Origin of the sequence: Clostridium rectalis (assembly GCF_900626095.1) — a bacterium.
In the GTDB taxonomy this organism is placed as follows: domain Bacteria; phylum Bacillota; class Clostridia; order Clostridiales; family Clostridiaceae; genus Clostridium_AS; species Clostridium_AS rectalis.
Genome location: NZ_UYZZ01000004.1, coordinates 74,555 through 98,470 on the forward strand (window position 1 = coordinate 74,555; position 23,916 = coordinate 98,470).

At 28.1% G+C, this 23,916-nt stretch carries 24 protein-coding genes, 1 tRNA gene, 2 riboswitches and 1 other annotated feature; of the genes, 12 read left to right on the top strand and 13 right to left on the bottom strand.

Annotated elements, in window-relative coordinates:
- The first annotated feature begins 10 nt into the window (after positions 1–10).
- Positions 11–1,118 (top strand): peptide chain release factor 2 gene (prfB, locus tag EJL03_RS07615; RefSeq protein ID WP_125153372.1). Its coding sequence is split into 2 segments (ribosomal slippage): positions 11–88 and positions 90–1,118, totalling 1,107 coding nucleotides; the frame shifts between segments, so codons are not numbered across the junction.
- Between the two features lie 18 nt (positions 1,119–1,136).
- On the opposite strand, the gene EJL03_RS07620 is transcribed toward prfB, so the two are convergent.
- Complete coding sequence (locus EJL03_RS07620) at positions 1,137–2,372, bottom strand: M28 family metallopeptidase (protein WP_164509034.1); 1,236 nt, start codon at positions 2,370–2,372, stop codon at positions 1,137–1,139.
- Positions 2,373–2,595: 223 nt separating this feature from the next.
- Between EJL03_RS07620 and EJL03_RS07625 the strand changes: the two genes are divergently transcribed.
- The 5 genes from EJL03_RS07625 to EJL03_RS07645 all read left to right on the top strand — a co-directional run bounded on the left by EJL03_RS07625 (position 2,596) and on the right by EJL03_RS07645 (position 8,325).
- Positions 2,596–4,755: a Tex family protein gene (locus EJL03_RS07625; protein ID WP_125153374.1), complete on the top strand. Its 2,160-nt coding sequence runs from the start codon at positions 2,596–2,598 to the stop codon at positions 4,753–4,755.
- 83 nt (positions 4,756–4,838) lie between these two features.
- Positions 4,839–4,953, top strand: a riboswitch (FMN riboswitch).
- A gap of 90 nt (positions 4,954–5,043) precedes the next feature.
- Complete coding sequence (locus EJL03_RS07630) at positions 5,044–5,658, top strand: ECF transporter S component (RefSeq protein ID WP_125153375.1); 615 nt, start codon at positions 5,044–5,046, stop codon at positions 5,656–5,658.
- Between the two features lie 107 nt (positions 5,659–5,765).
- Positions 5,766–7,343 carry a hypothetical protein gene (locus tag EJL03_RS07635; RefSeq protein WP_125153376.1) on the top strand — a complete coding sequence of 526 codons (1,578 nt, stop codon included), beginning with the start codon at positions 5,766–5,768 and terminating at the stop codon, positions 7,341–7,343.
- A gap of 23 nt (positions 7,344–7,366) precedes the next feature.
- Entirely contained in the window at positions 7,367–7,633 is a 267-nt protein-coding gene (locus EJL03_RS07640; protein WP_125153377.1) for an EscU/YscU/HrcU family type III secretion system export apparatus switch protein, read from the top strand.
- 5 nt (positions 7,634–7,638) lie between these two features.
- Positions 7,639–8,325 carry a metallophosphoesterase gene (locus tag EJL03_RS07645; protein ID WP_125153378.1) on the top strand — a complete coding sequence of 229 codons (687 nt, stop codon included), beginning with the start codon at positions 7,639–7,641 and terminating at the stop codon, positions 8,323–8,325.
- Positions 8,326–8,594: 269 nt separating this feature from the next.
- Here EJL03_RS07645 and EJL03_RS07650 read toward each other — a convergent pair whose 3' ends face one another.
- A complete protein-coding gene (locus EJL03_RS07650) occupies positions 8,595–9,470 on the bottom strand; it encodes a DUF2225 domain-containing protein (protein WP_125153379.1) in 876 nt (291 codons plus the stop codon).
- Positions 9,471–9,640: 170 nt separating this feature from the next.
- Between EJL03_RS07650 and yjbM the strand changes: the two genes are divergently transcribed.
- Positions 9,641–10,429, top strand: a complete 789-nt coding sequence (yjbM, locus tag EJL03_RS07655) for a GTP diphosphokinase (RefSeq protein ID WP_125153380.1) — start codon at positions 9,641–9,643, stop codon at positions 10,427–10,429.
- 39 nt (positions 10,430–10,468) lie between these two features.
- Here yjbM and leuS read toward each other — a convergent pair whose 3' ends face one another.
- The 7 genes from leuS to EJL03_RS07690 form a co-directional block, all read right to left on the bottom strand.
- Positions 10,469–12,907: a leucine--tRNA ligase gene (gene leuS / locus EJL03_RS07660; RefSeq protein ID WP_125153381.1), complete on the bottom strand. Its 2,439-nt coding sequence runs from the start codon at positions 12,905–12,907 to the stop codon at positions 10,469–10,471.
- 60 nt (positions 12,908–12,967) lie between these two features.
- Positions 12,968–13,175, bottom strand: a binding site (T-box leader).
- Positions 13,176–13,266: 91 nt separating this feature from the next.
- A complete protein-coding gene (thiT, locus tag EJL03_RS07665) occupies positions 13,267–13,950 on the bottom strand; it encodes an energy-coupled thiamine transporter ThiT (protein ID WP_125153382.1) in 684 nt (227 codons plus the stop codon).
- A gap of 81 nt (positions 13,951–14,031) precedes the next feature.
- A riboswitch (TPP riboswitch) is annotated at positions 14,032–14,141 on the bottom strand.
- Positions 14,142–14,250: 109 nt separating this feature from the next.
- Positions 14,251–14,326: transfer RNA gene (locus EJL03_RS07670), tRNA-Gln, on the bottom strand.
- 169 nt (positions 14,327–14,495) lie between these two features.
- Positions 14,496–15,011: a hypothetical protein gene (locus EJL03_RS07675; protein ID WP_423243338.1), complete on the bottom strand. Its 516-nt coding sequence runs from the start codon at positions 15,009–15,011 to the stop codon at positions 14,496–14,498.
- Positions 15,012–15,033: 22 nt separating this feature from the next.
- Positions 15,034–15,645: a J domain-containing protein gene (locus EJL03_RS07680; RefSeq protein ID WP_125153384.1), complete on the bottom strand. Its 612-nt coding sequence runs from the start codon at positions 15,643–15,645 to the stop codon at positions 15,034–15,036.
- Complete coding sequence (locus EJL03_RS07685; RefSeq protein WP_125153385.1) at positions 15,629–16,513, bottom strand: DUF5685 family protein; 885 nt, start codon at positions 16,511–16,513, stop codon at positions 15,629–15,631. Before EJL03_RS07685 ends, EJL03_RS07680 begins: the two co-directional genes overlap by 17 nt.
- Positions 16,514–16,516: 3 nt before the next feature.
- The gene (locus tag EJL03_RS07690; RefSeq protein ID WP_125153386.1) at positions 16,517–17,062 is read right to left on the bottom strand and encodes a class IV adenylate cyclase; all 546 of its coding nucleotides are present in this window, start codon (positions 17,060–17,062) and stop codon (positions 16,517–16,519) included.
- A 215-nt stretch (positions 17,063–17,277) separates the two neighbouring features.
- Between EJL03_RS07690 and EJL03_RS07695 the strand changes: the two genes are divergently transcribed.
- Positions 17,278–17,484 carry a hypothetical protein gene (locus EJL03_RS07695; protein ID WP_125153387.1) on the top strand — a complete coding sequence of 69 codons (207 nt, stop codon included), beginning with the start codon at positions 17,278–17,280 and terminating at the stop codon, positions 17,482–17,484.
- 25 nt (positions 17,485–17,509) lie between these two features.
- Entirely contained in the window at positions 17,510–17,788 is a 279-nt protein-coding gene (locus EJL03_RS07700) for a spore coat protein (RefSeq protein WP_125153388.1), read from the top strand.
- Between the two features lie 128 nt (positions 17,789–17,916).
- Here EJL03_RS07700 and EJL03_RS07705 read toward each other — a convergent pair whose 3' ends face one another.
- Complete coding sequence (locus tag EJL03_RS07705; RefSeq protein WP_125153389.1) at positions 17,917–18,120, bottom strand: cold-shock protein; 204 nt, start codon at positions 18,118–18,120, stop codon at positions 17,917–17,919.
- Between the two features lie 148 nt (positions 18,121–18,268).
- Between EJL03_RS07705 and EJL03_RS07710 the strand changes: the two genes are divergently transcribed.
- Positions 18,269–19,303, top strand: a complete 1,035-nt coding sequence (locus tag EJL03_RS07710) for a nucleoid-associated protein (RefSeq protein WP_125153390.1) — start codon at positions 18,269–18,271, stop codon at positions 19,301–19,303.
- 39 nt (positions 19,304–19,342) lie between these two features.
- Here EJL03_RS07710 and fba read toward each other — a convergent pair whose 3' ends face one another.
- The 3 genes from fba to EJL03_RS07725 all read right to left on the bottom strand — a co-directional run bounded on the left by fba (position 19,343) and on the right by EJL03_RS07725 (position 21,529).
- Positions 19,343–20,287 (bottom strand): class II fructose-1,6-bisphosphate aldolase, encoded by a 945-nt coding sequence (gene fba, locus EJL03_RS07715; RefSeq protein ID WP_125153391.1) that lies wholly within the window; start codon positions 20,285–20,287, stop codon positions 19,343–19,345.
- A 167-nt stretch (positions 20,288–20,454) separates the two neighbouring features.
- Positions 20,455–20,835, bottom strand: a complete 381-nt coding sequence (locus EJL03_RS07720; RefSeq protein ID WP_125153392.1) for a DUF4363 family protein — start codon at positions 20,833–20,835, stop codon at positions 20,455–20,457.
- Positions 20,836–20,851: 16 nt separating this feature from the next.
- On the bottom strand, positions 20,852–21,529 hold the full coding sequence (locus EJL03_RS07725; protein ID WP_125153393.1) for a DUF421 domain-containing protein: 678 nt from the start codon (positions 21,527–21,529) through the stop codon (positions 20,852–20,854).
- 122 nt (positions 21,530–21,651) lie between these two features.
- On the opposite strand from EJL03_RS07725, the gene EJL03_RS07730 reads away from it, so the two are divergent.
- Both EJL03_RS07730 and rbr read left to right on the top strand, forming a co-directional pair.
- Positions 21,652–23,304 (top strand): nucleoside kinase, encoded by a 1,653-nt coding sequence (locus EJL03_RS07730; RefSeq protein ID WP_125153394.1) that lies wholly within the window; start codon positions 21,652–21,654, stop codon positions 23,302–23,304.
- A 63-nt stretch (positions 23,305–23,367) separates the two neighbouring features.
- Positions 23,368–23,913, top strand: a complete 546-nt coding sequence (gene rbr, locus EJL03_RS07735) for a rubrerythrin (RefSeq protein ID WP_125153395.1) — start codon at positions 23,368–23,370, stop codon at positions 23,911–23,913.
- The last annotated feature ends 3 nt before the right edge of the window (positions 23,914–23,916 follow it).

The window sequence follows — 23,916 nt, forward strand, 5'->3', positions numbered from 1 at the left end:
AGTTGATTAAATGATTTTAGAATTAGAAGAAGCTACAGTTATTCTTACTAATCTTGAAAATATTTTGCAAGAGATAGGTGGTTCACTTTGACCTGCCTTATATTAAACTTAAAGTAGAAGAATTGCAAAATAAAATGCAGGAATCGAATTTTTGGGAAGATATAAAAAATGCACAAAAAATTACTCAAAAAGAAAAATTCCTAAAAGGTAGAGTAGAAAAATATAATGAATTTTTGTCTAGAATAGAGGATAATAAAACTTTTATAGAATTAATGTCTGAAGAAGAAGATAAAGATTCCGTAGAAGAGATTATTAGGGAAGTTAATAACCTACAAGAAGAAGTTGAAAGTTTTAGAGTTGAAGTCCTTTTATCTGGAGAATATGATAGAAATAACGCCATAATAACTCTACATGCAGGAGTAGGGGGAACGGATGCACAGGATTGGACAGAAATGCTTCTTAGGATGTATACAAGATGGTCAGAAAAAAAAGGATTTAAAGTAGATAGTTTAGATTTTTTACCTGGAGACGAGGCAGGAATAAAAAGTGTAACTTTAAAAATAAGTGGAGATTTTGCTTATGGATATTTAAAAGCAGAAAAAGGAATACATAGACTCGTTAGGATTTCTCCTTTTAATGCTAATGGTAAAAGACAAACTTCCTTTGCATCCTTAGAGGTGCTACCGGAACTTACCGAAAGTCAAGATATAGAAATAATAGCAGATGATTTAAGAATAGATACTTACCGTTCTGGTGGAGCAGGAGGGCAACATGTAAATAAAACGGAGTCAGCCATAAGAATAACTCATATACCTACAGGCATAGTAGTTCAGTGCCAAAATGAAAGAAGCCAACATTCAAATAAAGAAACAGCTTTAAAGATGTTAAAGGGGAAGCTTATAGAATTAAAAGAAGCTGCACATAAGGAAAGAATAGAGGATTTAGCAGGAGAATTGAAAGATATGGGATGGGGAAGTCAGATTAGATCATATGTATTTCACCCATATAATTTAGTTAAAGATCATAGAACAGGTGCGGAGACTAGCAATCTATCTTTAGTAATGGATGGAGGAATAGACTTGTTTATAACTGAATATTTAAAGCAAAATAGTAAATAAAGGTGCTATATAGCACCTTTATTCCATATCTTTGCATTCTAAAATGAATAATATAATTATAAACATTAAAGAAGCTAATGTTAATTCGTTATTGTAAAGTATAAAAGGATCGTTATCAAAGGCATTTTTAATTATTTCCTTTGAGGCTACTTTGAAACATCTATCTATAGATTTACTGCTTATGAATGTAGCTTTATCATTAGGTGTGTGAATTCTAGTTACATCATTATCTATAAAAGTTATAGCGTCTATCCCTAATTTTCTAAAGGAGTAATGATCACTTGAATCATCAAAGAGATAATTAAAATAAATTTTTTCTTTTGAACAAGTATCAGAAACAGATTTTATAATTGGTGAGCATACAGAATCTTTTTTACCACCCATTATACAAAGAGGGGCAGAATTATTTGTACCAACCATATCAAAATTAAATATTTTACTGTTTTTTAATAAAGAATAATATTTTTTTGCAAATTCTGTAGAGCCTATCAATCCGAATTCCTCTGCATTGAAGGATAAAAATAAAATATTCCTCTTAGGTTTACCTAAAGAATTTATATATTTACTCATTTCAATTACAAAAGCAGTACCAGATGCATTATCTAATGCACCAGGATAGGTTATATTAGATAAATCTGTTCCTACATGATCAAAATGTGATGATACTACTATAGGAGATTTATCGGAGTTTACACCATTTATCATTGCAGTAATATTGTATAGATTAGTTTTGGATATTTTATAAGGAATAAAACATTCTATTGTAAAGTCTGAGTCAATGAATTTTTTTAATTCATCACGTGTAGATTTAGTAACCATAACATACATATCCATTTTTGCATTATACATAAAAGAGCTTCTAAAAGAAAGATTATCTTTTTCTGGTGTGAAAAATAGCACTTCATCTTTACCTTGAGAAATAGTGAAGAAATCATTTTTAAAAACTAAATTTGCGGTTCTATTAAATCTTATTTTATTATTTCTAAAATTTATTAAATCTTCTTTAAAATCTTTACCGTATGTATAATTGCGTATTAATTCACCATCAACATTAAAAACTTTTAAGTATGGGTCACCTTCTATTCTCTCGGGATAATAATATTGAAAGCTTTGGTAATAATTATTATTAAAGGGACTAAGTTTATTTTCTATGAATTTATCTTTTACGTATTGGGCGGCCTGTATATTTTCAATTGTTCCAGGCAACCTACCTCTTAGCTCTTGAGAGGATAAATATTCAATATTTTTTATCACATTGTTGCTACTAAAGGGTTTTATTGTTATAAATAGATTAAAATTAAAATAAAAGGTTATTAAACATAGGGTAATTAAAAAGTTATGAACTTTTCTATACATTAATATCTCCTTTAAAACTACTGTCATTTAAAATATATTACATTGCAAAACAGTATATAACTGTTGTACAATAATTTTAATAAAAAGAATTGTGGATTAAAATGGAAGTGTGGAGGGTGAAATGAAAAGTATACAAGAAAAATTATCACAGGAATTAAATATAAGGACAAAACAGGTGGATAATGTTATTGAATTATTAGATGGAGGAAATACTATTCCTTTCATTGCTAGATATAGAAAAGAAGTAACAGGTGGACTTACAGATGTGGTTCTTAGAAATTTATTTGAAAGACTTACATACTTAAGAAATCTTGAAGGAAGAAAAGAGGATGTTATAAGAATAATAGATGAACAAGGAAAATTAACAGGGGAGTTAAAAGATAGCATTTTAAAGTGTAATACATTAACAGAGGTAGAAGATTTATATAGACCTTTTAAACCTAAAAAGAGAACAAGGGCAACTATAGCTGTTGAGAAAGGATTAAAACCCTTAGCAGAAGTTATGATAAATGGAGAATTTAAAGGAGATCTAGAGAAGTTTGCAAGTGAATTTTTAAATGAGGATAAAGGTGTAAATTCAACAGAAGAAGCTCTTTTGGGCGCCGAAGACATTATAAGTGAAATTATTTCTGATGAAGCAGAATACAGAAAGTGGATAAGAAATTTAATAAACAGGGAAGGCTTAATAGAAACTTCAGGTGAAAGTAAAGAACCCACTCCATATGAAATGTATTATAAGTATACTGAGGCAGTAAAGAGTATCCCATCTCATAGAATACTTGCAATAAATAGAGGAGAAAAAGAAAAAATACTATCGGTTAAGATAACTGTTGATAACGATAAAATAATAGAATATTTAAAGTCTAAAATATTAAAGGGAAATAATATTACAGATGTACATTTAGAGAAAAGTGTAAGTGATTCATTGAAAAGATTGATATATCCTTCTATAGAGAGAGAAATAAGATCAGAACTTACTAACAGAGCAGAAGAAGGGGCTATTGAAATTTTTAAAGCAAATTTAAAATCATTACTTATGCAAGCGCCTATAAAAGGTAAAGTAGTTTTAGGATATGATCCAGGTTTTAGAACTGGCTGTAAGATTGCCATATTAGATGATACAGGAAAGCTTTTAGACATATCTACAATTTATGCTACTGCACCTCAAAATGACGTAGAAGGATCAATAAGGAAGCTAAAGGAATTGGTTTATAATTATAATATAGACGTTATTTCATTAGGAAATGGTACTGCCAGTAGAGAATCAGAAGAGGTTATAGCAAGACTTATAAAAGAAGTAAAAGCAGAAAAAGGAATGGAACTTTATTATGTTATAGTTTCAGAGGCGGGAGCATCTGTTTACTCTGCTTCAGAACTTGCAGCAAAAGAGTATCCAGATATAGATGTTTCAATAAGGGGTGCTATATCTATAGGAAGAAGATTACAAGATCCATTAGCTGAACTTGTAAAGATAGATCCTAAGTCTATAGGAGTTGGACAGTATCAACATGACGTTGCTACTAAAAAATTGGATGAGTCTTTAACAGGTGTAGTTGAGGACTGTGTAAATAATGTGGGAGTAGACTTAAATATTGCTACCCCATCACTACTTTCATATGTGTCTGGGATTAATTCAGGTATAGCTCAAAATATTGTAGCCTTTAGAGAAGAATTTGGTAAATTTAAAAATAGGAAGCAACTTTTAAAAGTAAAAAGATTGGGAGCAAAAGCTTTTCAGCAATGTGCAGGATTTTTAAGAGTTATGGAAAGTGAGGAACCCCTTGATAATACTTCAGTACATCCGGAATCCTATGATGGAGCAAAAAAATTATTAACTATATTGAATTATTCTATAGAAGATTTAAAAAATAATAAGTTATTGGATATAGAACATAGAGTTAATAATATAGGAATAAATGATTTAGCTGATAAATTGGGAATAGGAGTTTTAACTTTAAAAGATATAATTAAAGAATTGAAAAAACCAGGAAGAGACCCAAGAGAGGAATTACCAAAACCTATATTTAAAACAGGAGTTACAGATATAGCTTCATTAAAGCCAGGTATGTTACTTATGGGTACTGTAAGAAACGTAGCAGATTTTGGTGCTTTTATAGATATAGGAGTACATCAAGATGGGTTAGTTCATATAAGTCAGCTATCAAATAGTTTTGTTAAGCATCCTTTAGATGTAGTTAAAGTAGGAGATATAGTTCAGGTTAGAGTATTGGAAATAGATGAAAAGAGAAAAAGAATAGCCTTGAGTATGAAAGAAGAGTAGAAATTAACCAATATTTACTTTTAGTTTTATATTGAATTTTTAATAAAAATAGAATATAATAAATTATAGTAAAATAGTTTAATAACTATCTTCAGGGCGGGGTGTGATTCCCCACCGGCGGTTATAGCCCGCGAGCCGAAAGGCAGATCTGGTTAAATTCCAGAGCCGACAGTATAGTCTGGATGGGAGAAGGTATAATATTGTTGTTTTTATGCCCTGATATATTTTTATCAGGGCTTTTTATATTATGCCACTATCCTAAAAGTTAAGAATTAGGAGGGTGTAATTATGAGAAATGAAAAATTAGGCAGATTAATTAAGGTATCATTATTGATTGTTATCGGTTTTTTACTTATGTATATTGAACTACCTGTGCCTTTGTTTCCAGAATTTTTAAAGATAGACATAAGTGACTTGCCAGCATTACTTGGAGCGTTTGCATTAGGACCTGTAGAAGGAGTAATAATTCAGTTATTTAAAAACATACTTCATGGAATATTTGCTACCAAAACTGCCTTTGTAGGAGAACTAGCTAACTTTTTAGTTGGATCTGTAATGGTTCTAGTAGCTGGTTATGTATATAAAAAGAATAAGAGTAGAAGGTCAGCTTTTATTGGACTAGCTTTAGGAACTATATTTATGTCAATAGCAGCAGGGGTATTAAATATATATTTACTATTACCTTTATATCAGAAAGTACTTCATATTCCAATAGAAGACTTTGTTTCAATGGCACATAAGGTTAATCCATCCATTACAAATATAAATGGCTTTATTCTTTGGTCTATAGTTCCTTTTAACATAATTAAGGGAATATTTGTATCTTGTATAACTATGGGTACCTATAAAAAAATATCACCAATTCTTCATAAGGATGAAAATGAAAAAGGTTTTGTAAATTAAAAAAATATATATATAAATATAATAAAGGTTGTTGGTATTATGCCAACAACCTTTATTATACTTAGTATTATTATTAAGTAGACGATAATAAATTGGAGGTGTTTTTCATGGCAGGAATTTGGAATGTTAATAGTTTATATAATAGTGTAGATGCTAAAAAATTGATAAGTAAACTTTCTTTTGAAATAGGAGAGGTTTTTTTAGCAAGAGTTATTAATTTAGATGAGGGGAATAGTGAAGTATTATTAAGAATGATGGAAGGATGGCAATTCCCTGCCAAGTTAAAAATACCACTTGATTATCAACCTTCTGGTAATATAAGGTTTAAAGTTAATGGGTTTGAGGAAGGGAAAATATTATTAGAAATTTTAAATAATAGGCAGTCAGATGAAAATTTAAGTGAAGATTCTATAGAATATATATTAAAACAACAAAATATAAAGATAAACAAAGAGGACTATCCCCTATTACAAAAAATGATAAAGTATAATATGCCTCTTACAAAAGATAATATTATAAAAGTAAAAACGATTACAGATTTTATAAATAGAATAAATAAGGACCCCTCTTATGAAGAACAATTTATAGACAAATATTTAGATAACAGGGGATATGATATAAATTCTCAAGAATATAAAAATACAAAGCAAATACTAAAAGGTTTTTTTGGAGAATTAAAAAATATAACAGAGGATGATTTATTAACTTTTTTTGAAAATGATGTGGAATTATCCGAAGAAAATATAAAAAGTTTCAATAAAGTATTTAAAGGATCTAAGGTTGTATTTAATAGCTTAGATAAATTAAAAAGGCTTATGGAAAATGAAAGTAGTAATAATATGTTAAATAATACTGAGGTTTTAGAAGGCGAGGGTAATGAAGTTTTAAATACCTTAGAAAAAATAAGTGATAAAAATAAAATCAAAGATAATAATATACTAATAAAAAGAGAAGAAAGAATAATTAATTTAAAGGATAATTTGGGAGAAGAGACTTTAAAGTTAAAATTAGAAACTACTAAAGGAAATAGCCAGGTGGGACAAGATTATGAAAAGTTAAGTGTAAATATTAAAGAATTGGACAAAGATACAGATAAGATAGTTTTAAATTCTAAAAAAAATTATTTTGAGGATATAAGTACCTCCGTAAAAAAAGAGATCAGTTGTAAAAATGAGGATATGAAAAATACTATAAAGGAATTTTTACAGAAAAAAGAGGAGTTTATTCCTGAGATATTTGACAGATTGATACAGGTTATAAAAAAGGATATAAGTAATTTTAAAATATTTAATACCGTGTCAAATCAATATTATTATTTAGATGTTCCTATTGATATAAAGGATTCTATGTATGATTGCAAACTTATAATAAAGGATGAAAGAAGAAAAGGTAAAAAAATAGATAGTAAAAACGCTAAAATAGCTACTTCTATAAAAACTTTAAATATGGGAGTAGTTGATGGTTTTATAAGTGTAAACAATATGAAAATGGATATAAAGATAAAATGTGATAGAAGATGGATGAAAATTTTAGATTATGGCAAGGATAATATATTGAACAGTCTAGATGATACAGGGTATAATATATCTATTAGTATTGAAGAGAGGGAAGAGGAAGTAAGTCTAACTGGTTGTAGGGATTTTTTCCAAGATAATGATATTACCACATTGAATGTTATGGTATAAGTATCTCCTGAATCTAAGGAGGAATGGGTATGAAAAGTAAAAAAGCAGCAGCTTTAAAGTTTGATGGATATGATGCTCCAGTAGTTACTGCTGCTGGTATGGGGTATGTGGCAGATAAGATAATAGAGAGGGCAGAGGAAAATAGTGTGCCTATAGTTTATGACGAGGAACTATCTAATTTACTTACTAGTGTGGATATTGATAGTGCGATACCTTATGAATTATATGATGCTGTAGCTAAAGTTATAGCTTATGTAATGGATGTAGACCAACAAATAGACAGAGGGTGAATATATTGGCAATGTATGCAATAGCAGATTTTCATTTGGCATTTACTACAGATAAACCTATGGATATATTTGGGGAAAAATGGTGTAATCATGAGGAAAAAATAAAGAAAAATTGGTTAGAACTCATAACAAATAGGGATACAGTTTTAATAGCAGGAGATATATCTTGGTCTATGAAAATGAAAGAAGGTATGATGGATCTTCAGTGGATTCATAATTTGCCAGGAAGAAAAATATTGGTTAGAGGGAACCATGATTATTGGTGGACTAGTATAACTAAGTTAAACAATTTGTATGGTGATATGAATTTTATACAAAATAATTATTTTACATATAATGATTATGCTATATGTGGTACTAGAGGGTGGGTATGTCCTGGAGGAGATAAGTTTACTAAACATGATGAAAAGATATATAATAGGGAAATTTTAAGATTAAAGTTATCTTTAGATAAGGCAGTACAAGATGGTTATAAAAAAATAATTGTAATGCTTCATTATCCACCAACTAATGATAAAATAAAAGAATCAGAAGTTATAGATATATTTAAAGAATATAATGTTTCTAAGGTAATATATGGCCATCTTCATGGAGTTTCTAAGGAAAGAGTCTTTGAAGGGAATATAGATAATATAGAATACATACTAACGTCCTGTGATTATTTAGATTTTAAACCTACAAGGATTTTATAAGCTTTGTAAATTTTATATTCACAGCTATTGCTATATTCTTTTTATAAAATAAAATTATAAAATGATTATAGAATGAAGAAAGTAAAATATAATAAATAATCCACGAAACTATTAAATCAAATAATAAAAAAGTGGGGATATTGTGGAGTAAAAAGTAGATATTTGTGGATTAAATTTTTTAGTACTATTTGTAGGAACTGAACTTTTAGATATATTAAAGAAAAAAATAGTTTTTAAAGCATGTAGTATTAAAACTATTGCTACATGCTTTACTTTCTGTTAAATAATTTTGAAAGAAAACCTTTTTTCTTAGTGGGGATTTTATCTGGATTCTCTTTTATTGGATTAGGGTTGTTTTCAGAAGTTTGTTTTTCTTTTATAATATCCTTTTGATCCCTGGCTAAATCTTTAATTTTAGAAGAGGCTAGATTAGATGTTATAACGTTACCAAACCATATTAAAGCAGTATCCTCTTTACCAATTCTTCTGTTTAATTCACCTATTAAGTACATCGTAGTAAATTTATTCATACCGTAAATAGGAAAATCTTCATTATAATAAGCATCGTTAAAGCCATTTAATGCTTCTTTTAAAAATAAAAGCTCATTTTCTATATTTTCTTTTAATCTATACATCCATGCTATTTTTAAACATGTCATAGCCTTTTTACTAGATTTTGCATCTATAATGATATAATTTAAAAGTGCTAATTTATATCTTTCTATAGCAATATCTACATTATAGACATCAGGATAAGATTTTCCGTGCCATAAACATTGAATTTTTTCTTTAACTAAACTTTTTTGAAAGTCTCTAATTTTTTCAAAGTCTCTTTTTAAAGCAGCATAGCCACAATTATTGCATACCCATACATCATAAAAGTATGGATTTACGGAAGAATATCTTATAAAGAAATCAGAATCCTTTTTAAGCATTCTATAGAATGAAGATTTTACTGCTTTTGCTTGAAAAGTATTATTGCAAACAGGACAAATAATTTCTTTATTATAAAGAGGAGATAATGTATTTTTTTTAGGTTCATTACTTTCCATGATTTTATCACCACTAGAATTTTTGTATATTTCTAGATTTTTAATATTATTAAATCCTAGATTCTCAAGTTCTGAAAAAATATTTTTACTCATTGCACCACCTGTGAAGTTATAATTATTTTAGCAAATTTTGTATAGTGTTATTATATCAAAGATTAGGATGAAAATGTATTATTAATTCAATCTTATTGTATTATAATTATATTAAAAGTATGAATAGTTGCTTATTATTAGCCAAAAATAACATTAAAGGGGTGAAAAGTATGGCAATGAGAGAATGGAAGACATTTTTGATCCCATACAAACAAGCAGTAGAAGAATTAAAGGTGAAGTTTAGAAGCATAAGAACGGAATATAGAAGAAAAAATGAATATTCACCTATAGAATTTGTAACAGGAAGAGTAAAAGAAATATCAAGTATGTTAGAAAAGGCAAATAAATTTGATATACCTTTAGATAGAATTGAGTATGAAATGGAGGACATTGCTGGTATAAGGATAATGTGTCAATTTGTTGATGACATACAGAAGGTTGTTGAACTTATAAGACAAAGAAATGATATGGAAATAATGTATGAAAAAGATTATATAGCAAATGTAAAAGTTAGTGGATATAGAAGTTACCATGTGGTTATAAAATATCCTGTTAACATGGCACAGGGTAGGGTGGATATACTTGCAGAATTCCAAATAAGAACTTTAGCTATGAATTTTTGGGCTACAATTGAACATTCCTTAAATTATAAATATAAGCATGATATACCAGAAGCTATAAAATACAAGCTAAAGGGAGCAGCAGATTCGGCATTTCAATTAGACCAACAAATGCTTGAAATAAAGGATGAAATAAAGGATGCCCAAAAATTATTTGAAGTAAAATCTAACATAGTATCGGATATTATGAATAACATACTTATATTATCATCCATAGGAAAATCAATAGAATCAGTAAGATATCAAAGTCAGCTTAATAAACTTATTGAGGAAGGGGAAGTATTTGAACTTAATAATTTACTAAGTGCCACTGAAAAAACTATAGAAATGTTTAAATAAAAAATAGCCTGTGTATAGATTAGCATACACAGGCTATTTTTATTTAACAACTATATTAACAAGTCGTCCTTTTATAACTATAACTTTTATTATATTTTTACCATTGGTGTGTTTTTTTACGTCTTCTGAATGTAAAGCTGCCTCTTTAATGGCTTCTTCAGATAATCCAGAAGCTATATTAATTCTAGATTTAACTTTACCATTAATTTGAATAGCTATTTCAATTTCATCTTTAATTAATGCTTTAGGATCAAATATTGGCCATTTTTCATTAAACACTGAAGTTTTTATACCTGAAAGTGACCATTGTTCTTCACTAAAGTGAGGTGCAAAAGAAGCTAATAGTCTAATAAAATCAAGTATACATTCATTTAAGAAAGCGGCATTTTTCTTTTCTTCAGTGATATATTTAGATAGTGCATTTGTAAACTCCATTAGTCTTGCTATGCAAGTATTAAATTGCATTTTGTCTATATCATCTGTTATTAGTTTTATTGAGAAATGTCTTACGTAGTTTAATTCTTTTTCAGCTTTATCTAATGTTTTTTTGTCATTATTAGGATTATTTATATATTCTCTGCAACCTGCCAATATTCTCTCTACTCTATCTATATATCTTCCTATAGATTTTATTCCGTCGTCGCTCCAAGCTCCACCTTCTGTGTAATCAAAACCAAACATTAAATACATTCTAAATACATCTGAACCGAATTCATTTATATATTCATCTGGAGAAATAGTATTTCCTTTTGATTTACTCATTTTTTGTCCATCAGGTCCAAGAATTAATCCCTGGTGAGTAAGAGAAGTAAATGGTTCATCAAAATTTAAGTATCCCATATCTCTTAATGCCTTTGTTATAAATCTCGCATATAAAAGATGCATGCAAGCATGTTCAGGCCCTCCTACGTATTTATCCACTGGTAACATTTCATTTATTAATTCAGTGTCAAAAGCTTTTTTGCTATTGTTATTATCAGGGTATCTTAAATAATACCAAGATGAACACATAAATGTATCTAATGTATCAGCTTCTCTTTTTGCATGGTCACCGCAAACAGGACAAGTTGTATTTATAAATGACTCTGACTTTGCTAGTGGTGATTTACCATCTGGATCAAATTCTACATCATATGGTAATTCTACTGGTAGTTTGGATTCAGGAACTGGTACAATACCACATTTATCGCAATATACAATGGGAATTGGAGATCCCCAATATCTTTGTCTTGAAATCAACCAGTCTCTTAATCTATAATTTATTTTTTCACATCCTAGATTATATTTTTCAAGTTTTTGAATTATAGCTTTTCTAGCATCTTCTGAGATCATACCATCGAATTCATTACTATTTAATAATTTACCTGATTCTGTATATGGTAAACTTTCACCACCATCTATAACTCTTATTATTGGAAGATTGTATTTTGAAGCAAAAGCAAAATCTCTTTCATCATGAGCAGGAACTGCCATAACTGCACCTGTTCCATAAGTGTTTAGTACATAATCAGCAACCCATATAGGTACTTTTTTGCCATTAACAGGATTTATAGCATAGCTACCTGTGAAAACACCTGTTTTCTCTCTTGTGATGGATTGTCTTTCAATTTCAGATTGTTTACTAGCTTTATCCTTATATTCTTTAACTAAAGCTAAATTATCTTTTGTAGTTAGTTTATCAACTAATTGGTTTTCAGGTGCCAAAACTACATAAGTAACACCAAATAATGTATCAGCTCTTGTAGTAAATACGCTAAATTCAACATCAGAATTATCTACCTTAAAAGTAACTTCTGCACCTGTAGATTTGCCTATCCAATGTCTTTGCATAGATTTAGTTTTTTCAGGCCAATCCAAATCCTCTAGTTTTTCTAATAATTCTTCTGCATAGTCTGTTATTTTTAAGAACCACTGTGTTAAATCTTTCTTAATTACCTCTGTATTACATCTTTCGCAGACTCCATCAATAACTTGTTCATTTGCAAGTACAGTGTTACAACTTGGGCACCAGTTTACTGGGGCTTTTTTTCTATATGCTAAACCTTTTTCATAGAGTTTTAAAAAGACCCATTGTGTCCATTTGTAATAATCTGGTTCACAAGTTATAACTTCATTTTCCCAGTTAAACATAGCTCCCATAGCTCTTAATTGATCTTTCATAGAAGCTATATTTTTTATAGTTGAGTCTTTAGGATGGATGCCAGTTTTTATTGCGTAGTTTTCAGCTGGAAGTCCAAAGGCATCAAAACCCATAGGTTGAAATACATTATATCCTTGCATTCTTTTAGCCCTTGCCCAAGAGTCTACAGGTCCATAATTAAACCAGTGACCTGCATGGAGTTTACTAGCTGATGGATAAGAAAACATTTCAAGGACATATAGTTTTTTACCGTCTTTGTTTTTATCAAATTTATATAAATTTGAATCTTGCCATATTTTTTGCCACTTTTTATCGATAGAAGTTCCATACTTAGCCATTGTTATCGCTCCTTTATATTCATTTAAATTTGTTCATAAAAAAAATCCTTACATCTCAATTTAAGAGACGAAGGATAGAATCTCCGCGGTACCACTCTAATTAAAGTCTAAATGCTTAGACCTTCACTTGTTTATTATAACGGAATAACCGTACCTGTTTTAACAGGTAAACTCCCAGGCGAGTTCATATATATCACTACTGTTTTGCACCACCCAACAGTTCTCTAAAAGTGATAGGGAAATTACTACTCCTGTTCAATGTATTTTTAAGTATAAATTTATATAAAATTCTATAACATTAGTTTAATATTGTCAAGAAGCATTTATTTGTATTGTTAATTTTAAAAATTTAATTTGTATTATTTTGTAATGTTTGTTTCATGATTTCTATTATTTAATAATGTATATAGCTTTTCTATTGGCAGTAAAGAAATAATTAATAGGCATATAAGTCCATCTGGTCCCACTACACTTGTGTTTACAGTAAGGGAATATATAAGTGGTGATGTCCCTTTTGGGGCATATGATCCAAAGAATATAACTCCGGATATTACATGACATATATATCTTGAGAATATTGCCACACCACAACCCAATAATTTATTTTTCTTAAAATATCCTGCTATACCTAAAGATAAGAAAGGTAGAGGATAGTCAAATAAAACTTGTGCTGGGTGGAGAATATATGGATCCATAATTAAAGTAATGATTCCGAACAAGCCACCAGTTAAAAATCCTATTTCAGGACCATAGAGAAGTGACATCAATAGGATAGGAACCATACTACCTATAGTTACACTTCCACCCTGTGGGAAATGATATATTCTACATAGTTTAAGCACTGTAGCCAGAGCAAGCATTATACCTATTTCACATATAATTTTAGTATTTAATTTTATCTTTTTAACCTTAATTATTACCAATATAATTAAAATTAAACCTATTATGGTCAGTATACTTGTTGGTTTTGAGATAATTTCCTGAATATTTTTTACAATGTTAATAGATGTAAAGTTGTTAATTATGTCTGTAAAAGTTTGCATAATAATAGTAACCTCCTTGTATTTTTTAAGGAAGCTAGTATTAGTCAAAAAAATAATCATACTCCTGTTGGAATATGATTTAATAACCAATAGAAGCTTTCCTACGCTGGCATTACCCAGTTCAGGTATAAGGGTTATAAATAATACTATTATTTAATTCTCAGCCTTTAAAGGCACCCCTAGCATATATTTTTTAATATTATATACACATCTAATTTTATATTAAAATTTAAAATTATTCAAGTTCTATGTAAAATTAATATGAGAATAAAAAAGAACTCTTACTATATAAGAGTTCTTTGGCTGCCCATGCTGGATTCGAACCAACACAGTGCCTGCTCCAGAGGCAGGTGCCTTACCGTTTGGCTAATGGGCATTATTAATATAATAAATCATCGATTTTCAATTTCATTACCGACATTTATTATTATAGCAAATTATTTAAAACTGTCAACAGTTTTTTTATGTTTTTTCATATATATATGAAAAAAATGATATAAATAGACAATTTGTGAATATAATTATAATTTTTCATATTGAAAACCTTATATATGTTTTAACTTTTTATTTATAGTAGCTATAAATAATGTAATAGCATAATCATATACAAGAAATATTATTTGACATATTATTAAAAATATTGGAATAGCTTTGTTTGAATCTATAGGAAATTTATTAATATTTATATTGATAAAAAGAGTTTTATATAGAAAATAGGTGATAAATAAACAAATATTAAGAAAACTAAGTTTTAAAATTATTTCTAAATACATTTTCCTTAATTTTTCAATTAATAGCTTTACTATTCCGTATAATCCGAAAAATATAATATATAAAAATACTTGTCCCTTGAACCCAATAAGTAAAATATTAAGTAAACTAGTAGTTATATATACAATAAAACCTGTTTTTGAATTTGTTAATAGTATTGTTAGGGGAATTAAACAGGAGGCTAATATTAAGACAAACATCTTATTTGTAGGTAATATAGTACTTAAATAAGTAAGTATAAAACCTAGTCCTGATAAAAGCCCACCTTTAGTTAGTGAAGAAGTTTTCAAGATAATCATCTCCCAAATTAAACTAACAACAACTTATAAAATCACCGCCACAGCATTCACAGCAACAATCCATACAGTATAAAGTAGTACATATACTGCACAAATCTCTATCGGATCCATTTCTGTTATTATAATAAGGTTGCCTATAAGAATTATTCATACGATTTATTTGATTAAAGGCCTCTCTATATTCTAGATTATTCGGTTCCATACTACAAGCTGTTCTTATATAATTATATGCAGCATCATACCAACCTTTTTTTAAATTAACAAGACCCATTAGATAATTCCATTCTGCGTTTTTAATGGAGATTCCATTTAATTTTGCTTCTGCTTGAGAAAAGTTACCGCTATGTATATCCATTCTTATGGACTGATAATTAGTATAATTATTATTAGAATAATTATTATCAGAACCTCTATAAGAATTTGAACTATAATTATTATCAGAATTTTTCATAAGTAAATCATATGCTTCATTTAGCTCTCTCATTTTATCTTCAGCTAATTCTCTTAAAGGATTGTTTCCATATTGGTCTGGATGATATTTTTTTGCAAGTTCTCTATAAGCCCTTTTAATTTCTTCTTTTGATGCACCTTCTTTTAATCCAAGTATTTCATAGGGATTTGTCATGATGTATTTCACTCCTTTTAAAAACTTTGTCCATTTTTTCCATTAAACCGTATTGTAGTATATTATATAAAAGTTCTTTATTCTTCTTAATATCTAACTTTTGTAAATATAATAGACAATGTCTAGCACAATTAGTTAATGTAAAATTTATTCTCATGTATATTTTTTCATATAATTCATTATAAGATAAATTATTTTCATTAAATAGTACATTTAAGGGATTAAACTTTTTATTTTTCAAGTCCTTTTCTAAATCATCAAAAGCATCTATTATATATATCCATTTACCCAAATTATAGCCTAAATTATATAAATCTTTTTTTAATGAAGCATCTTTTTTTATATAAGAAGAGATTATATAACCTGTAAGATCAGCAAAAGGATCGCTTATAGAATCAAGGCTTATACAATGATTATTATTTTCTAAATTATACAATTCAGTAAGTTTTTTTTCTATATATTCAGCATGAACTTTAAAGTTCAACATGGATTTATTTATATATTTACCTAATAGTATAGAAAAAAGTTTACTTTTAATTGAATTATCGTCATTAACATTATCTAATAATTTATAATAAGATAATGTAGTATTACAAAAGGCAGCATACTTTAGTGAAGAATTTTCTAGTAATATAACTTTTTTTCTCATAGGATGAACTAAACAATGTTGTTTTTCATAACAGCATTTATGGTTGTTTAATGAATCTAATAGAATGGCTAAAAAAGTCATATCATAATTTAAAGTAGCTCTGGGAATATTTCCATAGTTTATTTTTATGGATTTGCATAAACCACAATAATATGCCTTAAATTTTTCATAATCTTTAATTTTCAATTCCATCTTACAAGGAGTAACATATCCAAACATAGATTAATATCCTTTACCTTTAAAAATTTCTATAAGTTCATATATATTTTTGGAAGTAGTATCTTTCATAGAGAATCCAAGTAATAATACTAACTCTTCTAATTGATTTTCGTTAGGAGACTCTATTTCTATATAAGGGAAAGGACAAAATGATTTTTCATTTATATCAATTTCGATTAAGGAATTTTTATATTGATAACTCTCCCTATATTTTTTTATACTTTGGATTAGATTTAATCCAAGAGAGTTAAATATATTTTCTCCTTCTACTGCATCAGAAATTTCTATTTCATTTTCATCCATTATTTTGAACTTATTTTGACTTAATATTCTTTTTGTAGTCATGAAATATTTCTTTTTATTATTTAATAAATCTTCTACTATTCTTATCCTAGCATATCCTTGCATTTTCAATAAATCTTTAGTTGGAAAATCAAATATGTTATTGATTTGATTCTCTTTTTTAACATTTTTACAACCTAGTTCTAAGGCTTTTTTTCTTATATAATCTACATCTATATCTAAAATTTTTACTTCTAACTCTTCCAAAATTCTCACTCCTTATTATATTGTGATTATAGCATAATTAATATGCAAATGCATATTGCAATACATATTTTTATAATTGTTAATAAAAAATTATAAAAATGTTAATTAAATAAAATAAACAATAAATTACCTTGCACATTAATAAATATTAAATGCTGCTTCGGGAACAATAATAACGTCATTAATATTATAAAGATTTAAGGGAGGTTTAATCTATGAATAGTGGAAATAAACAGATAGAAGCTAATAATTTAAAGGTAATATCAGACCAACTAAATTATGAGGCTTTAATGAATAAAAAGTTTAGTTTATATGGTCAATATTGTACAGATCAGCAGCTAAAAGATTTATGCAATCAGTCAGCCGGTATTCATAAACAGAATTTTAATGAATTAAAAACTTATCTTGAAAGTCATCAGTAAAAATTATAAGTAGGAGGGATTTGTTATGCAAACTTCACCAAATTTAAGTGAAAAGGATTTAATGAATGATTTATTAGCTACAGAAAAACAGGTTATATCTGCATACAGTACAGGAATAACAGAAACATCATGTCCTAACCTTAGAAATGTTTTGTTAAATAATTTTAGAAATGCAGAAGATACTCAATATAAAGTTTTTGATGCCATGAGACAAAAAGGATGGTATCCAACTAAGGATGCTCCAGATAACGAAGTACAGCAAATTAAATCTCAAAGTACACAAATGCAACAAGAGTTAAAATAATAAATATTAAATTAGAAATTTTAAATAGTTTAGGCTGCTGGTAAATACATACCAGTAGCCTTTTAATTGCATTTAGTATAATAGATGAATAAAAAAATTATTCATCTAGCACTAAAAAATTGTGGTTTTTAAATTTTTTGTACATTAGAAGCTTGAGGTCCTTTTTCACTATCTACAATGTCTAAAGTAACCTGCTGCCCTTCATTTAAGCTTTTTCTAGGGCCATCTTCTTTTATTGCAGAATAATGAACAAATACATCATTTCCATCATCTGTAGTAATAAAACCATAACCCTTATCATTATCAAACCACTTTACAATACCTGTTACCATAAATAATGCCTCCATAAATGTTTTTATAATTATATATTTCCATATTCATCAAAAAATATACTAAATAAAAAAATATTTTTTGAAATAAAATTTATATTTGATAAACTAAATATGAAAAGTTTAAATTTTTATAAGGGGTGTAAGTATTTTGGAATACATAAAAGAAGTTAATATCAATGAAGCCGTTATTCATATTTTGGATAATAATTCAGATGAACCTATATTAAATGAATATAAATTAAAATTGGATGAAGAAACTTATAATTTTTTATTAAAACACTTAGAAAGATGCTTAAAAGATGAAGAGTTAAAATATGCGGTGTTTAATAATGAAAGAAATATAGTAAAAGAACTAAGTCAAGAGTATTTAAATGGACAAAATGATTTAGTAGAAGTTTCTAAGGAAATGGGTAGACAATTATTTATATTAATGCAATCTAATGGAAATATACCATCCTGTGATTTAATAGTGGTCTCTATATCAACTGAATATGGACCTATGATAGTTATAATGAAAATGGACTATGTAAAAAACTATACTCATAGTGTGAACTTTGTAGAAGATAAGGTAGGAATAAATATAGTACCTGAATTAACAGGATTACCTATAAGTTCACAAAAGATACAAAAATGTGCTTTTATAAAACCTGTAAGAGAAGATAATGAATTTGACTTAATGATTATAGATAAGCAAAAGAAGAGTAAGGATGAAGATTATGGTGCCAATTATTTTATTAATAAGTATTTAGGATGTAAAATAATTGAAAATGAAAGGGACATGACTAAAACCTTTGTTAGAGCAACAGAACAGTGGACAAGGGCCAACCTTAAAGAAAATGCTGATGAGGCAGAAAAATTAAGAAGTAAGATAAAAAAGACATTAAAAGAAGAGGATAATGTTTCAATATATAAAGTTTCAGAAGATATTTTTGGTGATAATAAAGATGCTAAAGCAAATTTTGTTGAATATGTGTCTTCAGAAGGTGTAGGGGACTGTGTAGCTATAGATAAAAATTGGGTAGAGAAAAAATTTAAGAGAATAAGATTAAAGATAGATAGGGATATAGACTTATATATAAATGAGGAAGCTTATAATGATATAAATAGGTTTCAAATTCATAGACATGGTGATGGATCTATAGATATAGTTATTAAAAATGTCATAAATTATATAGAAAAATAAAAAAGAGCATCTCCTAGGAGATGCTCTTTAAATAAACCATTAAAGTGTATTAGAGGAACCTAAAACATTTTTGATTTTATTTTCTACTAAATTTTCAATTGCTTCCCTAGCTGTACCAAGATATTTTCTAGGATCAATTTCTTTTGGATTTTCTGCCATGAATTTTCTTACAGATGCAGTCATCGCAAGTCTTAAGTCTGTATCCATATTTATTTTACAAACGGACATTGATGCTGCTTTTCTTAACATTTCATTAGGTACACCCTTGGCACCACCAATTTCACCACCGAATTCATTACACATTGCTACAAATGTTGGCTCCACTGATGAAGCACCGTGTAAAACTATTGGGAAGTTTTTAAAGCCATCTGCTTCTAATTTTTCTGTAATTAGGGATAATCTATCAAAGTCTAGCTTTGCTTCTCCTTTAAACTTATAAGCTCCATGACTAGTTCCTATTGCAATAGCTAGTGAATCCACACCAGTTCTTTTTACAAAGTCTACAGCTTGGTCTGGATCAGTATATGTAGCGTCATGACTTGAGACCTTAACCTCATCTTCAACACCGGCTAGTTTTCCAAGTTCAGCTTCAACTACTACTCCTTTACTATGAGCATATTCCACAATTTCCTTAGTTAATTTAACATTTTCTTCATATTCATGATGTGATCCATCAAACATAACAGAGGTAAAACCTGATTCAATAGCTAGTTTAACTTGATCCATATTTGCACCATGGTCAAGGTGTAGAGCTATATCTATACCAGTTTCTTCAATAGCTGCATCTACCATATGTTTTAAATATTTAGGACCTGCATATTTTAAAGCGCTAGATGATACTTGAAGTATAACTGGGGATTTTTCAGCTTTTGCAGCATTTACTACGGCTTGAATTATTTCCATATTATTAATATTGAAAGCTCCTATAGCATATTTACCTTCAAAAGCATTTTTAAACATCTCTTTGGTTGTTACTAAAGCCATATATATTCCACCTTCCACTTATTTTTATTTATTTAATATTTTAAATATTCCTTTACAGATACATTATAAAACATATTAGATTAATTTACTATAAATATTAAAATATTATTATTAAATATAGGGTATATAGGAATAATTAGTATAGTATATCTATTTTAAAGGTTTACTTAGAATATATTTTGCATATTTATTTTTTCAAGTTTTGATATATGCTGAATAAAAAATTTTATTGAATGTAAACTAGCCATAGATTCATCTTTATTTTTATAATTAATATATTGTGTTAATTTACTTAATTCACTATTTATATTATCAAGCTCTTCATGATTAACGAATATTGATAATTTATCAGAGAATTTCTCCCAGTTATTTGTTAAATTAGATACAATGTTTTTTGATTGCCTCCAATTCCCTAATTCTATACTTTGTTCTAGCTTATAATTTATATCAGACATTTCATTGCATATCTTGTTTAAATAATTAATAGAGAATAGTATACAAAATATCATTACCACAAATGTGGTACAAGAGATAAAAACATTTTTCATAATATATCACCTATACTTATTTTTTTATATCTTTTTGAAAATAAAATTTACCTTTAGAATCTAATAATGCTAAAAATATTTCTTCTGGCTCTTTTATATTATTTTGCTTTAATTTATGATTAAGCCAGCTAGGGTTTTTATTTATTAGTTTTAAATTATCATAGTTTATTTTGCCATCTAAGATTAAAGTTATAGGAAGTAAATCTTGGGAACTTTCAATTTTCATATCTTCTTTTGTAACTGGGGTTAAGCTAGTTTTAGGAATAATAGATAGTTGACCACTGGTTTCTAGTATCGCATATTCTATATCTTCTATGTTGTAATATCCTTTTAATCGGAGTTCTTCCATTAAATCATTTAAATTAAATCTTTGATATCTTAGTTGACTTATATCTATTTTACCGTCTTTTATTAAAATACTTGGTTGGCCATTTATTACTTTCCTAAACTTTTCGCTTTTCAATTGAATAATAGCCAAAATAGTTTGTAGTAGTAACAAAGTTATAATAGGTATAATACCATGTATTAAAGGAATTCTTGTATCTTGCATGGGTAATGAAGCTAGCTCAGATATCATTATGGTTATTGCTAGCTCAAATGGTTCTAATTGACCTATTTGTTTTTTTCCCATTAGTCTCATGGAAAATATTACAATAAAATATAATATAATAGTTCTTATTAATACTGTAAACAAGATAATCACCCTTTCATAGCATATAGTTTTTCTTAAAATGTGAAAAATATAAGTAAAATTAATTACTTTCTGAAAAATTAAAGTATAATGGTAGTACATACTAAGAAATGGGGGATGATTTCATGAATAATTTTATACTTACTCTAAATAATGGAAGGGAATTTAAAGTGGAAGAAGGCACCCAGTTGTATGATGTTGTAAAGGATGATAAAAGCGATTTACCAGTAGTTTTAGCTAAAGTGAATGAAAATATATATGAATTAAGCAGTAAAGTTATGGAAAGTGGTAAATTAGAATTAATTCATATAGATACCAATATAGGCATGAAAGCATATGTAAGGACTTTACAATTTGTTTTAATAAAATCAGTACTGGATGTATTCCCAAAAAGTAAAATAGTCATAGAACATTCATTAAGTAAGGGGCTTTATTGTGAAATTCATAAAGATACACCTCTTTCTAATGAAGATCTTTCTAAAATCAAATGTAAAATGAAGGAGACTATTGAAAAGAATATAGTTATAAAAAAAGTTTCTATGGTGAAAAAAAAGGCTATAAAAATATTTAAAGATTATGGAATGGATGATAAAGTAAGACTTTTAAATCATGTAGCTTCAAAAGAAGTTAAGCTTTATGAGTTAGATGGAAGGTTTGATTATTTTTATGGATCTATGGCTTATTCAACAGGGATATTAAAGACTTTTGATTTAATGTATTATGCTCCTGGTTTGATATTAAGATATCCAACAGAGAATAATCCTAAAGAAATTATTGAATTTGTAGAACACAAAAAGCTTTCAAAGATATTTAAAGAAACTGAAGAATGGGGATATATACTTGATGTTGCTGATGTAGGAGCGTTAAATGATAAAGTAGATAGTGGAGAAATTATAGATATAATTAGAGTGGCAGAGGCATTACACGAAAAAAAAGCTGCTTATATAGCGGATATGATAAGTGAGAGAAAAGATGTAAAAATTATATTAATAGCAGGACCCTCTTCTTCTGGGAAAACTACATTTGCAAGAAGGCTAGGTATTCAACTTAGGGTAAATGGATTGGTGCCAGTTCCTCTTGGTATGGATGATTATTTTGTTGATAGACAATTCACTCCTGTAGATGACAATGGGGAGTATGATTTTGAGTCTATATATGCTTTGGATTTAAAACTTTTAAACTTTCATCTTAAAAATATATTAGAAGGCAATGAAGTAGAAATACCAAGCTATAATTTTAAAACTGGAAAAAGGGAATGGATAGACCGTAAAATAAAGCTTCCTCATAATGGAATATTAATATTAGAAGGAATACATGGACTAAACGAAATGTTAACTAAATCCATACCTAAAGAAAACAAATTTAAAATATATATAAGCGCATTAACACAGCTTAATTTAGATAATCATAATAGAATAGCTACTACGGATGTAAGAATAATTAGGAGAATAGTAAGAGACTATCTTTCAAGAGGTTATGGAGGAGAGGAAACGTTAAAAATGTGGACATCTATAAGAAGAGGAGAGGAAAAAAATATTTTTGTATACCAGGAAAATGCGGATGTTATGTTTAATTCTACTTTAGTATATGAACTATGCGTTTTAAAAAGATTTGCATTAAAAGAATTAAGTAAAATCAAACCCAATAGTGTTGTATATTATGAGGCGTTAAGATTAAAAAGTTTTTTACACTTTTTTAAAGATGTGGACACAAATTATGTTCCAGAAAATTCTATTCTAAGAGAGTTTATAGGAGGAAGTTGTTTTTATAAATATTGACAAGTAACAATTGAATCCTTTGTAGAATATAATATTATGAAGATATTTTTACGGAGGTTAATTATGAACTTAAAAGGTAGCAAAACAGAACAAAACTTATATAAAACTTTTGCAGGGGAATCTAGAGCAAGAAATAAATATACTTTTTATGGAGAAAAGGCTAGGATGGAGGGCTATGAGTATATAGCATCAGTATTTGAAGAAACGGCAGGTAATGAAAAAGCTCATGCTAGAGAGGTTTTTAAAAGATTTTTAGGTCTTGTAAAAAGTACAAAAGAAAACTTAAAGGATGCAGCAGAGGGGGAAGCTTTTGAAAGCTCAAAATTATATAAGGATTTTGAAAGGGTTGCAAGGGAAGAAGGATTTGAGGAAATAGCAGATTTTTATAAGGAATTAGCTGAAGTAGAGGAGGACCATGAACGTAGATTTAATACTCTATATGAAAGAGTAAATAATGGAACTATGTTTAAAAGTAAAAAAGATTCTATGTGGCAGTGTATGAATTGTGGATATATTCATGTGGGAAAAGAGGCACCGGCAGTATGCCCCCTTTGTAAATTTCCTAGAGCTTATTTTAAACCATATTGTATTAATTACAGGGAGGAATAAATT

What these genes read in the sequence shown, in the direction of transcription:
- EJL03_RS07625 (WP_125153374.1), top strand. Translation starts at nt 2,596, where the DNA reads ATGAAAAGTATACAAGAAAAATTATCACAGGAATTAAATATAAGGACA.
- EJL03_RS07630 (WP_125153375.1), top strand. Translation starts at nt 5,044, where the DNA reads ATGAGAAATGAAAAATTAGGCAGATTAATTAAGGTATCATTATTGATT.
- EJL03_RS07635 (WP_125153376.1), top strand. Translation starts at nt 5,766, where the DNA reads ATGGCAGGAATTTGGAATGTTAATAGTTTATATAATAGTGTAGATGCT.
- EJL03_RS07640 (WP_125153377.1), top strand. Translation starts at nt 7,367, where the DNA reads ATGGGTATGAAAAGTAAAAAAGCAGCAGCTTTAAAGTTTGATGGATAT.
- EJL03_RS07650 (WP_125153379.1), bottom strand. Translation starts at nt 9,470, where the DNA reads ATGAGTAAAAATATTTTTTCAGAACTTGAGAATCTAGGATTTAATAAT.
- yjbM (WP_125153380.1), top strand. Translation starts at nt 9,641, where the DNA reads ATGGCAATGAGAGAATGGAAGACATTTTTGATCCCATACAAACAAGCA.
- leuS (WP_125153381.1), bottom strand. Translation starts at nt 12,907, where the DNA reads ATGGCTAAGTATGGAACTTCTATCGATAAAAAGTGGCAAAAAATATGG.
- thiT (WP_125153382.1), bottom strand. Translation starts at nt 13,950, where the DNA reads ATGCAAACTTTTACAGACATAATTAACAACTTTACATCTATTAACATT.
- EJL03_RS07680 (WP_125153384.1), bottom strand. Translation starts at nt 15,645, where the DNA reads ATGACAAATCCCTATGAAATACTTGGATTAAAAGAAGGTGCATCAAAA.
- EJL03_RS07685 (WP_125153385.1), bottom strand. Translation starts at nt 16,513, where the DNA reads ATGTTTGGATATGTTACTCCTTGTAAGATGGAATTGAAAATTAAAGAT.
- EJL03_RS07695 (WP_125153387.1), top strand. Translation starts at nt 17,278, where the DNA reads ATGAATAGTGGAAATAAACAGATAGAAGCTAATAATTTAAAGGTAATA.
- EJL03_RS07700 (WP_125153388.1), top strand. Translation starts at nt 17,510, where the DNA reads ATGCAAACTTCACCAAATTTAAGTGAAAAGGATTTAATGAATGATTTA.
- EJL03_RS07705 (WP_125153389.1), bottom strand. Translation starts at nt 18,120, where the DNA reads ATGGTAACAGGTATTGTAAAGTGGTTTGATAATGATAAGGGTTATGGT.
- fba (WP_125153391.1), bottom strand. Translation starts at nt 20,287, where the DNA reads ATGGCTTTAGTAACAACCAAAGAGATGTTTAAAAATGCTTTTGAAGGT.
- EJL03_RS07720 (WP_125153392.1), bottom strand. Translation starts at nt 20,835, where the DNA reads ATGAAAAATGTTTTTATCTCTTGTACCACATTTGTGGTAATGATATTT.
- EJL03_RS07730 (WP_125153394.1), top strand. Translation starts at nt 21,652, where the DNA reads ATGAATAATTTTATACTTACTCTAAATAATGGAAGGGAATTTAAAGTG.
- rbr (WP_125153395.1), top strand. Translation starts at nt 23,368, where the DNA reads ATGAACTTAAAAGGTAGCAAAACAGAACAAAACTTATATAAAACTTTT.